The organism is Mesorhizobium delmotii (genome assembly GCF_900149755.1).
GTDB lineage: Bacteria > Pseudomonadota > Alphaproteobacteria > Rhizobiales > Rhizobiaceae > Mesorhizobium > Mesorhizobium delmotii.
The window spans coordinates 102,503-118,125 of record NZ_FUIG01000046.1; the positions used below are offsets into that span (position 1 = coordinate 102,503).

Below are 15,623 nucleotides of genomic sequence, written 5' to 3' on the forward strand. Positions count from 1 at the left end.
ACGACAATGGCTCCTTTGCTTAAACGGGCGGGTGTTTTCAGAATGGCGCTTGGGCCGGCGATCGGCCTTTCCCTGGCCTTTGCCGCATTGCTGCCGGCCCGTGCCACCGATGGCACGGAGGCCTTTGCGGACCCGTCGAAGATAGCGGCCATCGGCGGTTCGATCACCGAGATCGTCTTTGCGCTCGGCGAGCAGGATCGGCTGGTCGCTCGCGATTCGACCAGCCGTTATCCCGAGGCGGCGCTAAAGCTGCCTGACGTCGGCTACATGCGCCAGCTGTCGCCGGAAGGCGTCCTGTCGGTCAATCCGTCGGGCATCCTGGCGCTGCACGGCAGCGGGCCGAAGCAAGCCGTCGACGTGCTGAAGAAGACGAGCATCCCGCTCATCGAGGTGCCCGAGCGCTACGACCATGAAGGCATTCTCGAAAAGATCCGCATCGTCGGCAAGGCGCTTGGCGCCGACGCCAAGGCCGATGCGCTGGCAGCCGAGATCGATGCCAAGCTGAAGGCCGCCGAAAAGCAGACCGCTTCGATCAAGGACCGCAAGCGCGTCCTGTTCGTGCTGTCGATGCAGGGCGGCAAGATCCTCGCTTCCGGCAGCGACACTGCCGCCGACGGCATCATCAAGCTTTCCGGCGGTGTCAACGCGGTTGAGGGCTTCTCCGGCTACAAGCAATTGTCCGACGAGGCTGTCATCACCGCCAGGCCCGACGTGATCCTGATGATGAACAATGCCGGTCCTGCCGCATCGGATGACGAATTGTTCGCGAACCCGGCCATATTGTCGACACCGGCGGATGCGGAGCGCAAGTTGGTCCGCATGGATGGCGGCTATCTGCTCGGCTTCGGGCCGCGCACCGCCGACGTCATCCGCGACCTTGCCGCCTCGCTTTATGGGGGGCAGGCCGCGGACTGAGCGGGCACCCAATGGTGGATCAATCGATCGCTGGTGCGGGCACTATGGCGGCAGCATCCGACGGTGACCGTTCGGGGCGCGCGCGCAACGCCATCCTGCTTTTGTGCCTGGGGCTTGCCGTTGCCGTCCTGCTGTCGCTGACCTCAGGCGCATCCGATGCCTCGGCCGTCAGCGTCGTTGGCGATTGGCTGTTGGGTGCAGCACCCGGCAATGAGGCGCTGAGCGCGCGCGACCGCCTGATCGTCTACGACATCCGCCTGCCGCGCGTCATTCTCGGTGTGCTGATCGGCGCGGCGCTTGCCGTCTCCGGCGCGGTCATGCAAGGGCTGTTCCGCAATCCGCTGGCAGATCCCGGTCTCATCGGTGTTTCGGCGGGAGCGAGCCTCGGCGCGGTGGCGGTCATCGTGCTTGGCGCGACGGTGCTGGCGCCGGTAGTTGCGGTGCTGGGCACACTCGCTCTGCCGCTGGCGGCGTTCTGCGGCGGGCTGGCGACGACATTGATGCTCTATCAGGTCGCCACCAGGCAAGGCCGAACCTCGGTCGCCATCATGCTGCTTGCCGGCATTGCGCTCGCCGCCCTTGCCATGGCGCTGACCGGCATCCTGATCTTCATGGCCGACGACCGGCAGTTGCGCGATCTGACCTTTTGGCAACTCGGCTCGCTTGCCGGCGCGACCTGGCAAAAGATCGGTTCCGTCGGGCCTGTGATCGTGCTGGCGCTGGCGGCGATGCCGTTCCTGGCGCGCGGCCTCAACGCACTGGCGCTGGGCGAGGCCACCGCCGGCCATCTCGGCATCCCGGTGCAGCGGCTGAAATACACTGCAATCATCGGCGTTTCGGCGGCGGTCGGGGCGTCTGTTGCCGTCAGCGGCGGCATCGGCTTTGTCGGCATCGTCGTGCCGCATCTGCTGCGCCTGGCTATCGGCCCGGACAACCGTTACCTGCTGCCGGCCTCGGCTTTGCTTGGTGCTTGCCTGCTGCTGCTAGCTGATGCCGTCGCCCGCACCATCGTGGCGCCGGCCGAGCTGCCGATCGGCATCGTCACCGCGATCGCCGGCGCTCCATTCTTCCTCTGGATCCTTCTGCGCAAGCGTGGCGTCATTGACATGTGAGAGGGGGGACCTGTGAGAGGACTTTTCATGATCGAAGTGCGGGCATGATCGAAGCACGGGATGTCTCGGTGGCGATCGGCGGCAAGGGCATCGTCGCCAATGTCGATTTCGACATGCGGCCCGGCGAGATCGCGGCCATCGTCGGTCCCAACGGTTCGGGCAAGACGACGTTCCTGAGGGCGCTGTCCGGCGATCTTGCCTATTTGGGAGAGGTCACCATCAACGGCCGCGACCTGTCGGTGGTGAAACCAGTCGAGGCAGCCATGCTGCGCGCCGTGCTGCCGCAGGCGACGACGCTGTCCTTTCCCTTCACGGTGCGCGAGATCGTCAGGCTCGGCCTGCTCGGCGGGCGCTCGGGCGCGCTGCCCGGCGAGGACGAGCGCCTGCCCGAACGGGCGCTGGCGCGGGTCGATCTCCATGGCTTTGCCGGCCGTTTCTACCAGGAGCTTTCGGGCGGCGAACAGCAGCGCGTGCAGCTGGCCCGTGTGCTCTGCCAGGTCTGGGCGCCGGTCCTCGACGGCAAACCGCGCTATCTCTTCCTCGACGAGCCGGTTTCCAGCCTCGACATCAAGCACCAATTGATCATCATGAACATCGCCCGCGATTTCGCCAGAAGGGGCGGCGGCGTGGTCGCCATCCTGCACGACCTTAATTTGACGGCGATGTATGCCGACCGGGTTTTCGTCATGCACCGCGGCAGGCTTGCCGCCACCGGCTCACCGCAGCACGTGCTGAGCGACGATCTGATCGAAAGAGTGTTCGATTGCCGGCTGAGGGTCGGCGTGCTGCCGGCCGGAGACATGCCGTTCGTCCTGCCGCAGTCCGCGGCTTAGGCCTTTTCCTGCGTTTCCGGCATTGACGCGCCAATTGTCGAAGTCGGCGCTGCCCCTCATCGCCCTGCCGGCCTTTTTGCAACGATGGAGATTGGCGAAACCGTCGATGACATCGTCCCTCTCCCCGTCACTATACGGGGAGAGGATGCCGGCAGGCAGGTGAGGGGCAGCGCAAACGCTCGGAGAGGTAAAGGGCAAATTCAGGCGGCCGGCGCCCTTTGCACCAGCATGTCGATGCCGAGCAGGTGCCGCACGTTCGGGCGCGCCGCCACCATGTCGGCGATCGTATAGCGCTCGAGGACGGCGAAGAACGCATTGAGCGCCTCGCGCAGCGCCGAATTCAGTGCGCAACTGTCGACCAGCGGACATTCGGCGGCGTCGTTCTCGAAGCATTCGGCCATGGCGAAGCTCTCTTCGGTCACGCGCACGACGTCGAACAGGGTGATCGATTCGGCCGGGCGGCCGAGCCTGACACCGCCGTTTCTGCCGCGCACCGTCTCGACCAGACCATGCTCGACCAAAGGCTGCAGGATCTTGAAGAGAAAAAGTTCAGACACCGAGTAGGCGGCCGCGATCTCCGGGATGCGGCTCAGCCGATCGGTATTCGCGGCGCAATACATCAGGATGCGCATGGCGTAGTTGGTCTGGCGTGTCAGCCGCATTTTGTCCTCACGAAGCAGTAGCTCAGGCCTAATATGGCCCATACCTTGGAATAATTCCAGACAAGCACCGCATAATAGATGAAGTTTTTTGTCAGGTTTGTGTGCGCGGTCGTGCAAACCATAATCCTAATATGGCGCGCATTCGGGTGGGCAGATTACTAAATTAAGTCCGCGAGATCGACCCAGGAGCAGTTCATCCATGTCACAATCAGCACCGACTTTGGCATCCGCCCGGTTCGATGCCGACGCGGACGCCAAGCTTTCGGCGCTTCGGCGCACCAAGTTCGTCGCCACCGCAGCGCTCGCGCTCTGCGTCCTCGTCTTTGCGGTGGCCAAGTCGTTCGAGGGCCACTATCCGTGGCTGGGTTTCGTCGCCGCTTTCGCCGAGGCGGCGACGATCGGCGGGCTGGCCGACTGGTATGCGGTGGTCGCGCTGTTCAGACGGCCGCTCGGCCTGCCGATCCCGCACACCGCCATCATTCCGGAGAACCAGAACCGCATCGCCGACAATCTCGGCCGCTTCATCGAGGTCAATTTCCTGGCGCCCGAGCCGGTACGCGAAAAGCTTGCCGAGGTCGACTTTTCCGCGCTCGTGGCGGACTGGCTGGCCGACCCCAACCGCGCCGCCGATCTGTCGCATTTCGTCGGCCGGCTGGTGCCGCAGACACTGGCGGCCGTGGAGCAGTCGGGCCTGCGCGGCTTCGTCACCAGCCGCATGCTGGAGCAGATCGAAAAGGTGCCGCTGGCGCCGCTCGCCGCCGAGTTGCTGTCGGCGCTGACCGACGACCGCCGCCACCAAAGACTGTTCGACGAATTCACCAAGGTCGTCGGCCGGTTCCTGAGCGACGAGCAGGCGCTGGCGACGATGCGCGAGAAGATCCGCGAGGAACTGCCGTCGCTGTTCAACCTGTTTCGCGCCGACGCCTATCTGCTGAAGAAGATCGTCGCCTCGGCTGGTTCGCTGCTCGATGAAGTGAGGGCCGATCCCGATCACCCGATGCGCGCCGAATTCGACCGTTTTGTCCTGACCTTCGTCGAGCGGCTGAGGACATCCAAACAATACGCCAAGCGCGCCGAGAAACTGAAGCGCGATTTCCTCGCCCGGCCGGAGCTGAAGGCGCTGGCCGGCGACATGTGGGAAAGCCTCAGTGTGTTCATCGAGCAGGACGCCAAGGCGCCGAATTCGATGATCCGCGCCCATCTCGCCAACATGTTCGTCGAGGTCGGCCGCCATCTTGCTGGCGACGCGCAGATCAGGGCCGACATGAACCAGGGGTTCGTCGTGGCGCTGTCTTCTTTCGTCGAAAGCCAGAAGAGCGGCGTCTCGAAATTCATCGCCGATCAGGTCAAGCGCTGGGACCTTGCCCAACTCACCAGGCTGATCGAGATGAACATCGGCAGGGACCTGCAATATATCCGCTTCAACGGCATGGTCATCGGCGGCCTTGCCGGCGTGGTGCTCCATACGGTGGAACGGCTGTTCCTCGTCGGCTGAGGCGCGATGTGTTGCGCGGCCGAATGGACCGTGAGGCTCCAGTGCCCTATTGTTCTCTTCAGCTGCCGCATTCGCAGCAACAGGGGAGACGCCACCATGGCAAAGCGACCGGAATCCGACACCTTCATGGACATGTTCGGCAGGTTCGGCCGCGACCTGAAGCTGCCGAACGTCGATGTCGAGGCGATCCTCAACCATCATCGCAAGAACCTCGAGGCACTGGAAAAATCAGCCAGGGCGAGTGCCGCCGGAGCGTCGTCGCTGCTGTCCAGGCAACGCGAGATGCTGCAGGACACACTGCACGAGATCGCCGATATGGCGCAGAGCTACAGGGCGCCGGGCGATCCTCGGGAGTTGATGGCCAAGCAAGCGGCGTTCGCCAGGAAATCCTTCGAGACCGCATTGAAGAATGCCGGCGAGGTGGCCGAACTGGCCAGGAAATCCGGCACCGAATCGGTCGAGATCCTGCGCGAGCGTATCAAGGAGGCGATGGAGGAAATCCGCAGCAGCTACGATAAGAAGTAGGCTGTTCCCAAGCCAAAGCAGGCGGACTTTTCTCCCGTCATTTCCGGCTGCTGAAAGCCGTATTGTTGGTCTTTGGCCCCGGCGAGGCGCACAAAGTTTCTCTTGCTCGGATGAACCTGTTTCCGGCGCTGGACACAGGCATCCGGCCGAGGATACCGCAGCGGAACGCGCGGAGCGAATTGACAGAGGCGGCCGGTTCGTGGTCCGGAGGCAGGGCAAGCGATCGGGAAAGCAGGAATGACGCAAACACGGCTGAGGACGCCGCCGACCTACGAACAGCTCAGGACGATGACAGGGCAGGAGCTTGGCGTGTCGGAGTGGACGACGGTTGACCAGAGCCGCATCGACCAGTTCGCCGAATGCACGGGCGACCGCCAATGGATCCATGTCGATCCAGAGCGGGCGAAGCGGCAGAGCCCGTTCCGCGCCACCATCGCGCATGGCTATCTAACCCTGTCGATCATCGGCGCGCTGGCGCTCGACATGGGCATCGTGCCCGAAAACACGCAAGCCGTCTTCAACTATGGCTTCGACAAGGTGCGGTTCCTGGCCCCGGTCAGGGCCGGCGCGCGCATCAGGCTGCGCATCACGCTTTTGTCCATGGAGGACAAAGGCCCCGGCCAGTATCTGATGAAGGCGGCCAACACTGTCGAGATCGAAGGTGAGCAGAAGCCGGCGCTGACCGCCGAAACGCTCGTCATGCTCTATGAGCGCCGGAGGCGGGCAAGGGCCTGAGGGGCGAAGCGCCAGGGCCTGCATCTTCGTGACAGCGAAAATCAACGCGACATTGCCTCTTCAAGCGTCCTGAAGATTCTCTCGTCTGCCGACTGCGCGGCGTTGAAGCGCAGGAAACGGCTGGCAGTTTGGGACAGGCTGAACGCATTGCCGGGCGCCAGCACGACATTGGCCGACAAGGCGCGGCGGGCTGTTTCCGCTGCATCCACGCCTTCCGGCAGGCTGCACCATAAAAACATGCCGGTCGGCCGGTCGATCCACGGCACGATCCCGATCGCCTTCAGGCGGGTGCTTGTCTCAGCCATGGCGCGTGAAAGCCGCGTGCGCAGCAAATCCACGTGCTTGCGATAGCTGCCGTCCTTCAGCAGCGTCAGCACCAGTTCGGAGGCAAGCCTGCCGCTGCCGAAGGACGTGGCGATCTTGAGGTCGGTCAGCCCTTCCATCCAGTCATGCGGAGCCGCGATGAAGCCGCAGCGCACCGACGCCGAAAGCGTCTTGGAAAAGCTGCCGATATGGACGACGCGACCAAGACCGTCGAACGCCGCCAGCCTGGGCGCGGGCGTGTGTTCGAAGTCGGCAAAGATATCGTCTTCGATGATCGTCAGATCCGATTGGTCGGCGAGCTTGAGCAATCGATGGGCGACGACCGGCGACAGAATTGCACCCGTTGGATTGTGAAGCGCAGAATTGGTGATGTAGAGGCGCGGCCGGTGCTCGATCAGCGCCTGCCCAAACAGCTCGATATCCGGTCCCGACGGCGTATAGGGAACGCCGACCACCTTGGCCCGGTGAGCGCGCAGCAGGGCATGGAAGTTGAAATAGCAGGGATCGTCCACCAGCACTGTGTCGCCCGGCTCGAGCAGGAACCGGCAGAGGAGGTCGATGGCCTGGGTGCCCGATTCCGTCAGCATGATCTGGTCGGGAGATGCCTCGATGCCGTGCTCTGCCATGCGCCGTGCGAGCAGATGACGCAGCGGCGGCAGCCCGAGCGGGGTGCCGTAATCCGTCAGCGTGACATCATCGCCGCGTGCCATTGTCCGCAGGGCCCGGCGCAACGCAGCCTCCGGCATCCACGAGGCAGGCAGCCAGCCGCAGCCGGGTTTGAGCACGCCGTCGCCGGCCTCCAGCGACTGGCGCGAAACCCAGAGCGGATCGACAGCTCGATCAAGCCTGGGGCCGATCTCGGCCAGCGACAAGGGAGCCAGCGGTCCGGCGGCGTAAAAACCCGAACCTGGACGAGAGCGGATGATGCCTTCCGCCGCAAGACGTTCATAGGCCTCGACCACGGTGGATTTGGAAACCTGCATGGTCTTCGCGAAAGCCCGGATCGAAGGCAGCCGGGTTCCCGGTGTCAGGCTGCGTGCGGCGATCCTGTGCCTGATCGTCGCCATGACACTTTCGACAAGCGTCCCGCTGCCCCCATTTGCCGTCGCCTGCTCGTCCATCCGTACTGCTCAATCTACCATGACAGTTTTATCAAACTGTACCTCATTGTCTCTGGTGGCGCCACATGTCCGGCCCGATAGAGGGCGAGAACATCAGGAGCGTGCGATGGACAAGACGGCGGGCGGCTGGATCAACGGATTCGTAGGCGTGCTGATTTTCAGCGGATCGCTTCCGGCAACGCGCGTCGCTGTCATGGATTTCGATCCGGCGTTCCTAACCGTCGCCCGTGCTGCCACGGCAGGCATTCTCGGCCTCGCGCTCCTGCTCACTTTTCGCCAGAAGCGTCCGGAGCGGCGCGATCTGCTGTCGTTGGCCATCGTGGCGCTTGGCGTCGTGGTCGGCTTTCCGCTGCTGACCGCGTTGGCGCTCAAGCACATCACCTCGGCCCATTCCATCATCTTCGTCGGCCTGTTGCCGCTGGCGACCGCGATCTTCGGCGTCATCCGCGGCGGCGATCGCCCCAAACCGGCTTTCTGGCTGTTTTCGTGCCTTGGCAGCGCCCTTGTTGCCGGCTTTGCGGTGACGCAAGGTGTGACGGCATCGCCGCTTGGCGACATGCTGATGCTGGCCGCAATTATCCTGTGCGGATTGGGCTATGCGGAAGGAGCAACGCTGTCCCGCAAACTCGGCGGCTGGCAGGTGATCTCATGGGCGCTGGTGTTGTCGCTGCCGGTCATGCTGGCCCTGACGCTCATCACCATGCCACCGTCGCTCGAAAATGTCGGCAACGCCGCCTGGATCGGCCTGGCCTATGTCTCGCTGTTCAGCATGCTGATCGGTTTTGTGTTCTGGTATCGCGGGCTGGCGCAAGGCGGCATCGCTGCGGTCGGGCAGTTGCAGCTTCTCCAGCCGTTCTTCGGCCTTGGGCTGGCGGCAACGCTGCTGCACGAGCCGGTCAGTCCCGCCATGATTGCCGTCACTGCTGCCGTCGTGCTTTGCGTGGTCGGTGCGAAGAGATATGCGGGATAGGCGCCGGCCCTTCTTCCTTCTCCCCTTGTGGGAGAAGGTGGATTGGCGCGCAGCGCCAAGACGGTTGAGGGGTGCTGGCCGGAACGCCCTCGTGCCAAGCTGGAACACCCCTCATCCGACCGCTTCGCGGCCACCTTCTCCCACAGGGGGAGAAGGGAGAGCCGACTTGGCTAGAACCTGGTCACCACCCCGATGCCGATGCCTTCGAAGCCGCCCATCGCCATCAGCGCGGCCGGCGCCTCTTCGAGGCTGATCCGCTTGCCGACCAGCAACTCGGGCTTCAGCTTGCCGGTGCGGATCATCTCCATCATCGCCTGGTAGCGGTGGGCCTGCATGCCGTGGCTGCCGCGGATTTCGAGCTCGAAGGCGATCACCTTGTCCATCGGGATCTGCGGCCTGGCGTGATCGCCGAGCATCAGCCCGACCTGCACATGGCGGCCGCGCCGGCGCAGGTTCGCGATCGAGTTGAACGAGGTCGTCGGATGGCCGAGCGCGTCCATCGACATATGCGCGCCGCCATTGGTGATCTGCTTGACCGCCTTGACCACGTTCGGCGTCTTCGCGGCGTTGATCGTCGCCACCGCGCCGATCTTGCTGGCGAAGTCCAGCTTCTCGTCGGTCAGGTCTATGGCAATCACGTTGGCGCCCATGGCGCTGGCGATCATGATCGCCGACAGGCCGACGCCGCCGCAGCCATGCACGGCCACCCATTCGCCGGGCGTCACCCGGCCCTGGTCGACAATGGCGCGGAACGAGGTGACGAAGCGGCAGCCAAGGCTGGCGGCGGTGGCGAATTCCATCTCGTCTGGCAAGCGGACCAGATTGGTGTCGGCATGGTCGATGGCGACAAATTCGGCGAACGAGCCCCAGGCGGTGAAGCCGGGCTGGGACTGGTGTTCGCAGACCTGATGGTTGCCGGAGCTGCATTCGAAGCAACGGCCGCAGCCGACGGCGAACGGCACAGTGACACGCTCGCCGGCCTTCCAGCGGGTCACCTGCGTGCCGGCGGCCACGACGACGCCGGCAAGCTCGTGGCCAGGCACATGCGGCAGGCGGATACCATCGTCATGGCCCATCCAGCCGTGCCAGTCGCTGCGGCAGAGCCCGGTCGCCTCGACCTTGATGACAACGCCGCCCAGTGCCGGCTCCGGATCGGCAACGGTCTGGATCGTCGGCACCTCGCCGAACTTTTCGAAGACAACGGCTTTCATCGGCAATTCCTCATGGTTTAATCCAACTCGCTCTATTCGGCATCGATCTGGTTCTCCGGAGCCGCCTTTTGGAAGGCCGGCAGCGCCATGCAGGCGGCGTGGATGCGTGTGATCGTCGGGTAGGGCGTCATGTCGACGCCGAAACGGGCATTGCTGGTGACCTGTGCGACCAGGCAGATGTCGGCCAGCCCCGGCGTGTCGCCATGGCAGAATGTCCCGGTTTCAGGCGAGGAAGTCAAAATCTTTTCAAGCGGCTGGAAACCTTCGTTCACCCAGTGCCGGAACCAGTTGGCGACGTCCTCGTCGCCGGCGCCGAACAGCGTGCGCAGCGAGGTCAGCACGCGCAGATTGTTCACCGGATGGATGTCGCAGGCGACCATCTGCGCCAGCATCCTGACGCGGGCCCGGCCAAGCGCGCCCTTCGGCAAAAGCGGCAGTTCGGGCCTGGTCTCATCGAGAAATTCGATGATAGCCAGCGATTGCGTCAGCAGCGTGCCGTCGCCGAGGATCAGCGCCGGCACCAGCCCCTGTGGATTGACCGAGAGATAGGCGGGCTCCAGATGCTCGCCGTGGCGCAGATGATGCGGCACATATTGGTAGGTCAGGCCCTTCATCTCCAGCGCGATCCGCACCCGGTAGGAGGTGGAGGAGCGGTAGTAGTTATGCAGGACGAGGTCGCTCATTCCTGTACATTCGGCCGATTTGGACGGCCGGGCAAGGCATGGTGGTCCCAAAATTGCCATCTCCGCCCTTCGGCCAGGGATGGCGATGTACTATTTGCCAATAATCTGGCCATGGTCACTGGGCTATTCTATCCTGCCTGAAATGAAACGAAACGCCATGACCGCAGTCAACGATCGCGCCCGGTTTCTGATCATCGACGACCACCCGCTGTTTCGCGAGGCGCTGCACAGCGCTGTGCAAATGGCCTATCCGGATGTCGATACTGTCGAGGCGCGTTCGATCACCGAGGCATTTGAGCTTCTGGCGGATGCGAAGCCATTCGATCTCGCGCTGCTCGACCTCAGCATGCCTGATGTGCATGGCTTCGACGGGCTGCTGCAGCTTCGGACCCGTTATCCGCGCCTGCCGGTGGTCATCGTTTCGGGGCATGAGGAGCCCAAGATCATTTCCGAGGCGCTGTCCTATGGCGCGGCCGGCTTCATCCCGAAATCGGCGCGCAAGAGCGATCTGGCCGCTGCCATCCGCTCGGTGATGGACGGTGCGATCTACGTGCCTGAAACCTATGAAGGCCAGCCGCCGGACGCCGACAGCACCGACCGCGCCGAGATGGTGCAGCGCCTTGCCAAACTGACGCCGCAGCAATTGCGGGTGCTGCAGATGCTGCGCCAGGGCTTGCTCAACAAGCAGATCGCCTACGAGCTGCAGGTCGGCGAAACCACCGTCAAGGCGCATGTCTCCGAGATCCTGCGCAAGCTCAACGTCTACAGCCGGACGCAAGCCGTCATCGAGGTTTCGAAGCTCGACAGTGCCGAGCTGTTTCGCGGCCAGGCGGGGTTTTGAAGGGCAGCCCTCGGTTACTCATGACACCACGTCGGCGCGCATCAGCGTTACCCTCCTCCATGGCTCAATTGATTTGGGAATCCAGTTTGATGCCAGGGCTCAGGTAGATGGCACCGTAGGGATTATATTTGAAGTCGTGTTCGTCATACTCGTCGATTGGTAGCAACATCGCACCGTGGCGGGCTAAAACCATCTCAACGCCTTCAGTGAATATCTCCTCGGCAATGCTGTCAATTATAGAGCTGAGCACCAGTTCATCATCCGAGAGGCTCCTTGGCACGAAAACCTCTGGCAGCCCGATAAGGTGGAAGCCGACGCTGCAGAGGAACTCTCCGTCACTTAAAGGCCGCCTGCTGAAGGCAAGGCGGCAGAGGCGAGCCAAAGCCACGCCTTCCTTATGGTGTTCAGCATCGCGACCAAGCTGCTTCCACCGGGCGGCACCGTGCGCGACGCCAGCACTCTCTCCCTTCGCGGCGGTAGCGCCGTTGTCTAGTGCATGGACGATTAGGCGAAGAGCATTCGCGGACGTCTCTACGGCATTTTCTGCGTCCATATGGGGACCAAGCACATAAATCACGCAGCCATGTTCAAGTACCGCCTCTTCATCCTTCTCAGTCCGTGCACCCTCATGCACACGATCCCAAGACACATCAAAGGACACTGCCATGCGATCATCCGGCGCCTCCTGCGAAAACTTTGTATCAATCTCAAATCCGGGGGCGAAGTTGTCGATTGCCGACTGAATTAAGCGACAAAGCTCAAAAAATCTTCCTTGCCGCCCCAAGAGGCAGAGCACATGGCGCGGCTGAAACTCTGAAAACCTCATAGATGTAAACCTTCGTATCATGGTGACAGCGCACCATTTTTCTTTTCGCTCGCGGTCTTCTGCGAATGTCGTTTAGGGAGAAGAGATCAAGCCAGCAAATGCGCCAGCAGCGCGCGCAGTTGCGCCGGTTTCAGCGGCTTGCGCATCAGCTCGATGCCGGCCGCACGGGCGACTTTGGCAACGGTCTCCGAACCGTCGGCGGTGACGATCAGCGCCGGCACGGCGCGGCTGAGATAATCGCGGACCTCGGCGATAGTCGTGGTGCCGAGATCGCCGCCGTCGAGATGTTGGTCGGCTATGACGATGTCCGGCACCCAGTCCGTATCGCCAAGCATCTCGAGCGCGGCATCGGTCGAGGTGGCGGGGCGCACCAGGCATTGCCAGCGCTCGAGCAGGGACGTCATCGCCTGCAGCACCTCGACGTCGTTCTCGACCAGCAGCACCTTTGTGCCGAACAGACCGTAGCCGCGCGGCCGCTCCATGTCGGCGGTGCTGGCAATGGCATCGACGCTGGCGCCGATCCCGACCGGAACGTCGATATGGAAAATCGTGCCGTGCCCGACCTTCGACGAGAACGTCACGGGATGGCCGAGTGCGGCTGCGATGCGGCGCACGATGGCCAGGCCCAATCCCAGGCCGCCGCCGGCAAGCCCGGCATCGGTCGGGATCGTGCCGCGGTGGAATTCCTCGAACACGGCCTCGCGCTGGTCGTGGGGGATACCGCAGCCGGTATCGGCGACATCGATGCGGATCGTGTCGCCGCGATGCCTGGTGCCGACCAGCACGCCGCCGGAGCGGGTGTAGCGCAGCGCGTTGGAAAGGATGTTCTGCAGGATGCGGCGCAACAAGGTGCGGTCCGACCGCACGACGGCGCTGACCGGCCGGAATTTTAGCGTCAGGCCTTTCATCTCGGCGACCGGCAGGAAATCCGAGCGCAGCGACGAAAACAGCATCTCCAGGCTGACGTCGCCGATATCGGGCTGCACGACGCCGGCGTCGAGCTTGGAAATGTCGAGCAGGGTGCGGAGCAGATCCTCCATCGTCTCCAGCGACCGCTCGACCTGCCGGACCAGCTTTTTGCCCTCGTCGCTGGTCTGCACCTCGGCCAGCGCCGAGACGGAGAGATGCGCGGCGTTCAGCGGTTGCAGCACGTCGTGGCTGGCGGCGGCCAGGAACCTGGTCTTGGACAGGTTCGCCAGTTCGGCGTTTTCCTTGGCCGCGCTGAGATCGATGTTGGATTGTTCCAATCTACGCAGTGTCGAGTGCAGTTCCTCGGTGCGCGTACGCACTCGATTCTCGAGCGAAATCGCGGTCTGGAACAGCGAGAACGCGTTGGCCTGCTGGTCCATCGAGCGCTCGACGCGGCTGACAAGGGCTGCGTTGATCTTCTTCAGCTTTTCCAGGTCGTTGATGTTTCTGAGCGGCATAAGAACCTCCTACTCCGCCGCCTGCCGCTCTCCGAAGGCGATGCCGGTGAACGTCTGGTTCAGATGCATCGACCGGTACTGTTCGCCATAGGTGCCGAAGCCGATGACGTTGTTGACCTTGTAAAGTTCCGAAATCTCCCGAAAGACCTGCCGGTTGCGCGCATCGAGCCTGCGCAGCACGCAGTCGAAACCGAGGATCATGTCGATGCCGCCAAGCCTTTCCTCGACATCCCTAAGGGCGGCACGTGTCGATTCAACCATGTTCTTGGGCTGGGCGATGGAGAGGACGACGCCATCGTCGATGGCGCAGAAGAACGACAGCGAGCCGTCCGCGTGCATCTTCTGGATCGAGCGGCAGTAAAATTCGCCGCCCACTTTCACCACCACCGGGTGCGAGGCAAAACTCAGCGGCGTCAGCATCTGCGGGATGACACCGACCGAGGCGGCGTATTCCTCGGCGGCATTGGTGGCGTTGAATTCGCGCACGGTGCGGTGATCGGGATCGGACGCGGTCACCACGAGTTTCTCGTCGGTGGGAACGAAATTGTCGGTCTTGAACACGTGGAAAGGAATTTCCGTGGTGATCAGCACGATGATGGCGCTGTCGGAGGTAACCTTGCCGTTCGAGATCAGCCGCGTCGTCTCGAATTTCAGATCATCGCCGGCCGACCCGCCGATCAGTGGAATATCGTCGAGCCCCCAATGGATGGCGGAGGTCACCGCTTCCTCGGCATAGGACAGCCCGTCGATGAAGCAGAGCGCGAAGGTGGTGTTGGACCGTTCGTACCCGACGCGGCCCTGCAGCGAGCGCCGCAGCGCCCCGACTTCACTGGTGATCCTGTCCATGCCCGACGAAGAGAGACTGTCGACCATGGTGCTTGCGACCGAAAACGATGCTGACGGAAGCAGCAAGGCGAGGATCTGGCCTTCCTCCAGACCGCGCGGCGTGATTTCGCCGGCGGTGGAGCAGCCGGCATAGGCAAGTGCCGGCGCGTTGATCTTCAGCGCGTCCGACAGGGCCGCCGCATCGACAAGGCTCTGGGAGAAAAACAGCAGGGCGAAGCCGGCATCGATGGCTGCGGCTTCGGCCGCGACCGCCTGGGTGAACACATTGGCGTCGGGCTCATCCGTGGTGAGCACCGATAGGCCGCATGCATAGCGCGTGCTTGAACTGGCCAGCGGCTTCCTCCTCGTTTCCTCCGACGCTCTTTTTGTGCGCGGCTCTTTTTTTGTGCTCCTGGCGCGCCGGCGTCGAAGTCATTGTTGTCTTCAAGTGCTGCTTTGGCAATGAGCCAACATGATGGATTTGAAGTTTCTGCTATTTTGACGGCATCAGGGCTGAGAAACTTCGAATCCACAACCGCACCGGAAGGTAGCGTGATCCATGGAAGCGCAGGTCAGGAAGCTATTCGAAAGGTATGAGCAGCTTTTCGAGAAATCCCTCGCCGGCGATGCCAACATGGACGAAGTCACATCCGTCTATGCCTCCGCCTTCATTGCAGCGTCGCCTGCCGGCGTCATGGTCGGGAAGAACGACGACCAACTCAAGCAGGTTATGGAACAAGGCCATGCTCGCTATCGAGCGATCGGCACGAAGGCGATGCGAATACGCGATGTTCGCATCTCGCCGATTGACGGGCATCATTGCGTTGCCCGCGTCGCCTGGACGTCGACCTATGCCCGCAAAGACCAACCGGACGTCACGATCGATTTCGACGTCCACTACCTCGTGCAGAAGCTGGGCGGAGAGCCTAAACTATTTGGGTGGGTATCAGGCGACGAGCAGGAGGTTCTCAGAAAACACGGCGTCGGCTGAAATCGGCTTGGCCAGCCGGACGCTGATGGCCGGAAGGTGTCAGCGCACGGCGATCGTCTTTCGCTTCGTGCGCCGTTCCCCTGCCTTTGCGTGACCGAAAGTACAATAGGCGGATTTTCGGCCGAAC

Annotated in this window: 16 protein-coding genes; 9 read left to right on the forward strand and 7 right to left on the reverse strand. The window is 62.9% G+C overall.

Going from position 1 to position 15,623, the window contains the following annotated elements; all coding sequences use genetic code 11:
• The first annotated feature begins 6 nt into the window (after positions 1–6).
• Genes BQ8482_RS27945 through BQ8482_RS27955 form a run of 3 tightly spaced genes read left to right on the forward strand, consistent with a single transcriptional unit; the run spans position 7 to position 2,860 of the window.
• Positions 7–915 carry a heme/hemin ABC transporter substrate-binding protein gene (locus tag BQ8482_RS27945; protein WP_123150542.1) on the forward strand — a complete coding sequence of 303 codons (909 nt, stop codon included), beginning with the start codon at positions 7–9 and terminating at the stop codon, positions 913–915.
• Positions 916–926: 11 nt separating this feature from the next.
• Positions 927–2,027, forward strand: coding sequence for a FecCD family ABC transporter permease (locus BQ8482_RS27950; RefSeq protein ID WP_123150543.1), 1,101 nt, complete (start codon positions 927–929; stop codon positions 2,025–2,027).
• A gap of 44 nt (positions 2,028–2,071) precedes the next feature.
• Positions 2,072–2,860 carry a heme ABC transporter ATP-binding protein gene (locus BQ8482_RS27955; RefSeq protein ID WP_123150544.1) on the forward strand — a complete coding sequence of 263 codons (789 nt, stop codon included), beginning with the start codon at positions 2,072–2,074 and terminating at the stop codon, positions 2,858–2,860.
• 200 nt (positions 2,861–3,060) lie between these two features.
• Here the strand turns inward: BQ8482_RS27955 and rirA are convergent, their stop codons facing one another.
• The gene (gene rirA, locus BQ8482_RS27960) at positions 3,061–3,522 is read right to left on the reverse strand and encodes an iron-responsive transcriptional regulator RirA (protein WP_027156154.1); all 462 of its coding nucleotides are present in this window, start codon (positions 3,520–3,522) and stop codon (positions 3,061–3,063) included.
• A gap of 199 nt (positions 3,523–3,721) precedes the next feature.
• Between rirA and BQ8482_RS27965 the strand changes: the two genes are divergently transcribed.
• The 3 genes from BQ8482_RS27965 (at position 3,722) to BQ8482_RS27975 (ending at position 6,277) form a co-directional block, all read left to right on the forward strand.
• Entirely contained in the window at positions 3,722–5,017 is a 1,296-nt protein-coding gene (locus BQ8482_RS27965; protein ID WP_123150545.1) for a DUF445 domain-containing protein, read from the forward strand.
• Positions 5,018–5,113: 96 nt separating this feature from the next.
• Complete coding sequence (locus BQ8482_RS27970) at positions 5,114–5,542, forward strand: phasin family protein (protein WP_123150546.1); 429 nt, start codon at positions 5,114–5,116, stop codon at positions 5,540–5,542.
• Between the two features lie 237 nt (positions 5,543–5,779).
• Entirely contained in the window at positions 5,780–6,277 is a 498-nt protein-coding gene (locus BQ8482_RS27975) for a MaoC family dehydratase (RefSeq protein ID WP_123150547.1), read from the forward strand.
• 41 nt (positions 6,278–6,318) lie between these two features.
• Here BQ8482_RS27975 and BQ8482_RS27980 read toward each other — a convergent pair whose 3' ends face one another.
• Positions 6,319–7,722, reverse strand: coding sequence for an aminotransferase-like domain-containing protein (locus BQ8482_RS27980; protein WP_123150548.1), 1,404 nt, complete (start codon positions 7,720–7,722; stop codon positions 6,319–6,321).
• 106 nt (positions 7,723–7,828) lie between these two features.
• On the opposite strand from BQ8482_RS27980, the gene BQ8482_RS27985 reads away from it, so the two are divergent.
• The gene (locus BQ8482_RS27985; protein ID WP_123150549.1) at positions 7,829–8,692 is read left to right on the forward strand and encodes a DMT family transporter; all 864 of its coding nucleotides are present in this window, start codon (positions 7,829–7,831) and stop codon (positions 8,690–8,692) included.
• A gap of 170 nt (positions 8,693–8,862) precedes the next feature.
• Here BQ8482_RS27985 and BQ8482_RS27990 read toward each other — a convergent pair whose 3' ends face one another.
• Both BQ8482_RS27990 and maiA read right to left on the reverse strand, forming a co-directional pair.
• On the reverse strand, positions 8,863–9,903 hold the full coding sequence (locus tag BQ8482_RS27990; RefSeq protein ID WP_123150550.1) for a zinc-dependent alcohol dehydrogenase family protein: 1,041 nt from the start codon (positions 9,901–9,903) through the stop codon (positions 8,863–8,865).
• 32 nt (positions 9,904–9,935) lie between these two features.
• Positions 9,936–10,586, reverse strand: coding sequence for a maleylacetoacetate isomerase (gene maiA, locus BQ8482_RS27995; protein ID WP_123150551.1), 651 nt, complete (start codon positions 10,584–10,586; stop codon positions 9,936–9,938).
• 157 nt (positions 10,587–10,743) lie between these two features.
• On the opposite strand from maiA, the gene BQ8482_RS28000 reads away from it, so the two are divergent.
• Positions 10,744–11,427, forward strand: a complete 684-nt coding sequence (locus BQ8482_RS28000) for a response regulator (protein WP_095521992.1) — start codon at positions 10,744–10,746, stop codon at positions 11,425–11,427.
• A 64-nt stretch (positions 11,428–11,491) separates the two neighbouring features.
• On the opposite strand, the gene BQ8482_RS28005 is transcribed toward BQ8482_RS28000, so the two are convergent.
• The 3 genes from BQ8482_RS28005 to BQ8482_RS28015 all read right to left on the reverse strand — a co-directional run bounded on the left by BQ8482_RS28005 (position 11,492) and on the right by BQ8482_RS28015 (position 14,820).
• Complete coding sequence (locus tag BQ8482_RS28005) at positions 11,492–12,253, reverse strand: hypothetical protein (protein ID WP_123150552.1); 762 nt, start codon at positions 12,251–12,253, stop codon at positions 11,492–11,494.
• An 86-nt stretch (positions 12,254–12,339) separates the two neighbouring features.
• A complete protein-coding gene (locus BQ8482_RS28010; protein ID WP_123150553.1) occupies positions 12,340–13,680 on the reverse strand; it encodes an ATP-binding response regulator in 1,341 nt (446 codons plus the stop codon).
• A 9-nt stretch (positions 13,681–13,689) separates the two neighbouring features.
• Positions 13,690–14,820 (reverse strand): FIST signal transduction protein, encoded by a 1,131-nt coding sequence (locus BQ8482_RS28015; protein ID WP_244603001.1) that lies wholly within the window; start codon positions 14,818–14,820, stop codon positions 13,690–13,692.
• Positions 14,821–15,064: 244 nt separating this feature from the next.
• Here BQ8482_RS28015 and BQ8482_RS28020 point away from each other — a divergent pair, with 244 nt between their 5' ends.
• Positions 15,065–15,496 carry a DUF6841 family protein gene (locus BQ8482_RS28020; protein ID WP_123150555.1) on the forward strand — a complete coding sequence of 144 codons (432 nt, stop codon included), beginning with the start codon at positions 15,065–15,067 and terminating at the stop codon, positions 15,494–15,496.
• The last annotated feature ends 127 nt before the right edge of the window (positions 15,497–15,623 follow it).

Bases quoted from the DNA above. Each gene is read 5' to 3' on its own strand.
- BQ8482_RS27955 (WP_123150544.1), top strand. From the start codon at position 2,072: ATGATCGAAGCACGGGATGTCTCGGTGGCGATCGGCGGCAAGGGCATC.
- BQ8482_RS27965 (WP_123150545.1), top strand. From the start codon at position 3,722: ATGTCACAATCAGCACCGACTTTGGCATCCGCCCGGTTCGATGCCGAC.
- BQ8482_RS28010 (WP_123150553.1), bottom strand. From the start codon at position 13,680: ATGCCGCTCAGAAACATCAACGACCTGGAAAAGCTGAAGAAGATCAAC.
- BQ8482_RS27985 (WP_123150549.1), top strand. From the start codon at position 7,829: ATGGACAAGACGGCGGGCGGCTGGATCAACGGATTCGTAGGCGTGCTG.
- BQ8482_RS27970 (WP_123150546.1), top strand. From the start codon at position 5,114: ATGGCAAAGCGACCGGAATCCGACACCTTCATGGACATGTTCGGCAGG.
- rirA (WP_027156154.1), bottom strand. From the start codon at position 3,522: ATGCGGCTGACACGCCAGACCAACTACGCCATGCGCATCCTGATGTAT.
- maiA (WP_123150551.1), bottom strand. From the start codon at position 10,586: ATGAGCGACCTCGTCCTGCATAACTACTACCGCTCCTCCACCTCCTAC.
- BQ8482_RS27975 (WP_123150547.1), top strand. From the start codon at position 5,780: ATGACGCAAACACGGCTGAGGACGCCGCCGACCTACGAACAGCTCAGG.
- BQ8482_RS27950 (WP_123150543.1), top strand. From the start codon at position 927: ATGGTGGATCAATCGATCGCTGGTGCGGGCACTATGGCGGCAGCATCC.
- BQ8482_RS28000 (WP_095521992.1), top strand. From the start codon at position 10,744: ATGACCGCAGTCAACGATCGCGCCCGGTTTCTGATCATCGACGACCAC.
- BQ8482_RS27990 (WP_123150550.1), bottom strand. From the start codon at position 9,903: ATGAAAGCCGTTGTCTTCGAAAAGTTCGGCGAGGTGCCGACGATCCAG.
- BQ8482_RS28005 (WP_123150552.1), bottom strand. From the start codon at position 12,253: ATGAGGTTTTCAGAGTTTCAGCCGCGCCATGTGCTCTGCCTCTTGGGG.
- BQ8482_RS27980 (WP_123150548.1), bottom strand. From the start codon at position 7,722: ATGGACGAGCAGGCGACGGCAAATGGGGGCAGCGGGACGCTTGTCGAA.
- BQ8482_RS27945 (WP_123150542.1), top strand. From the start codon at position 7: ATGGCTCCTTTGCTTAAACGGGCGGGTGTTTTCAGAATGGCGCTTGGG.
- BQ8482_RS28020 (WP_123150555.1), top strand. From the start codon at position 15,065: ATGGAAGCGCAGGTCAGGAAGCTATTCGAAAGGTATGAGCAGCTTTTC.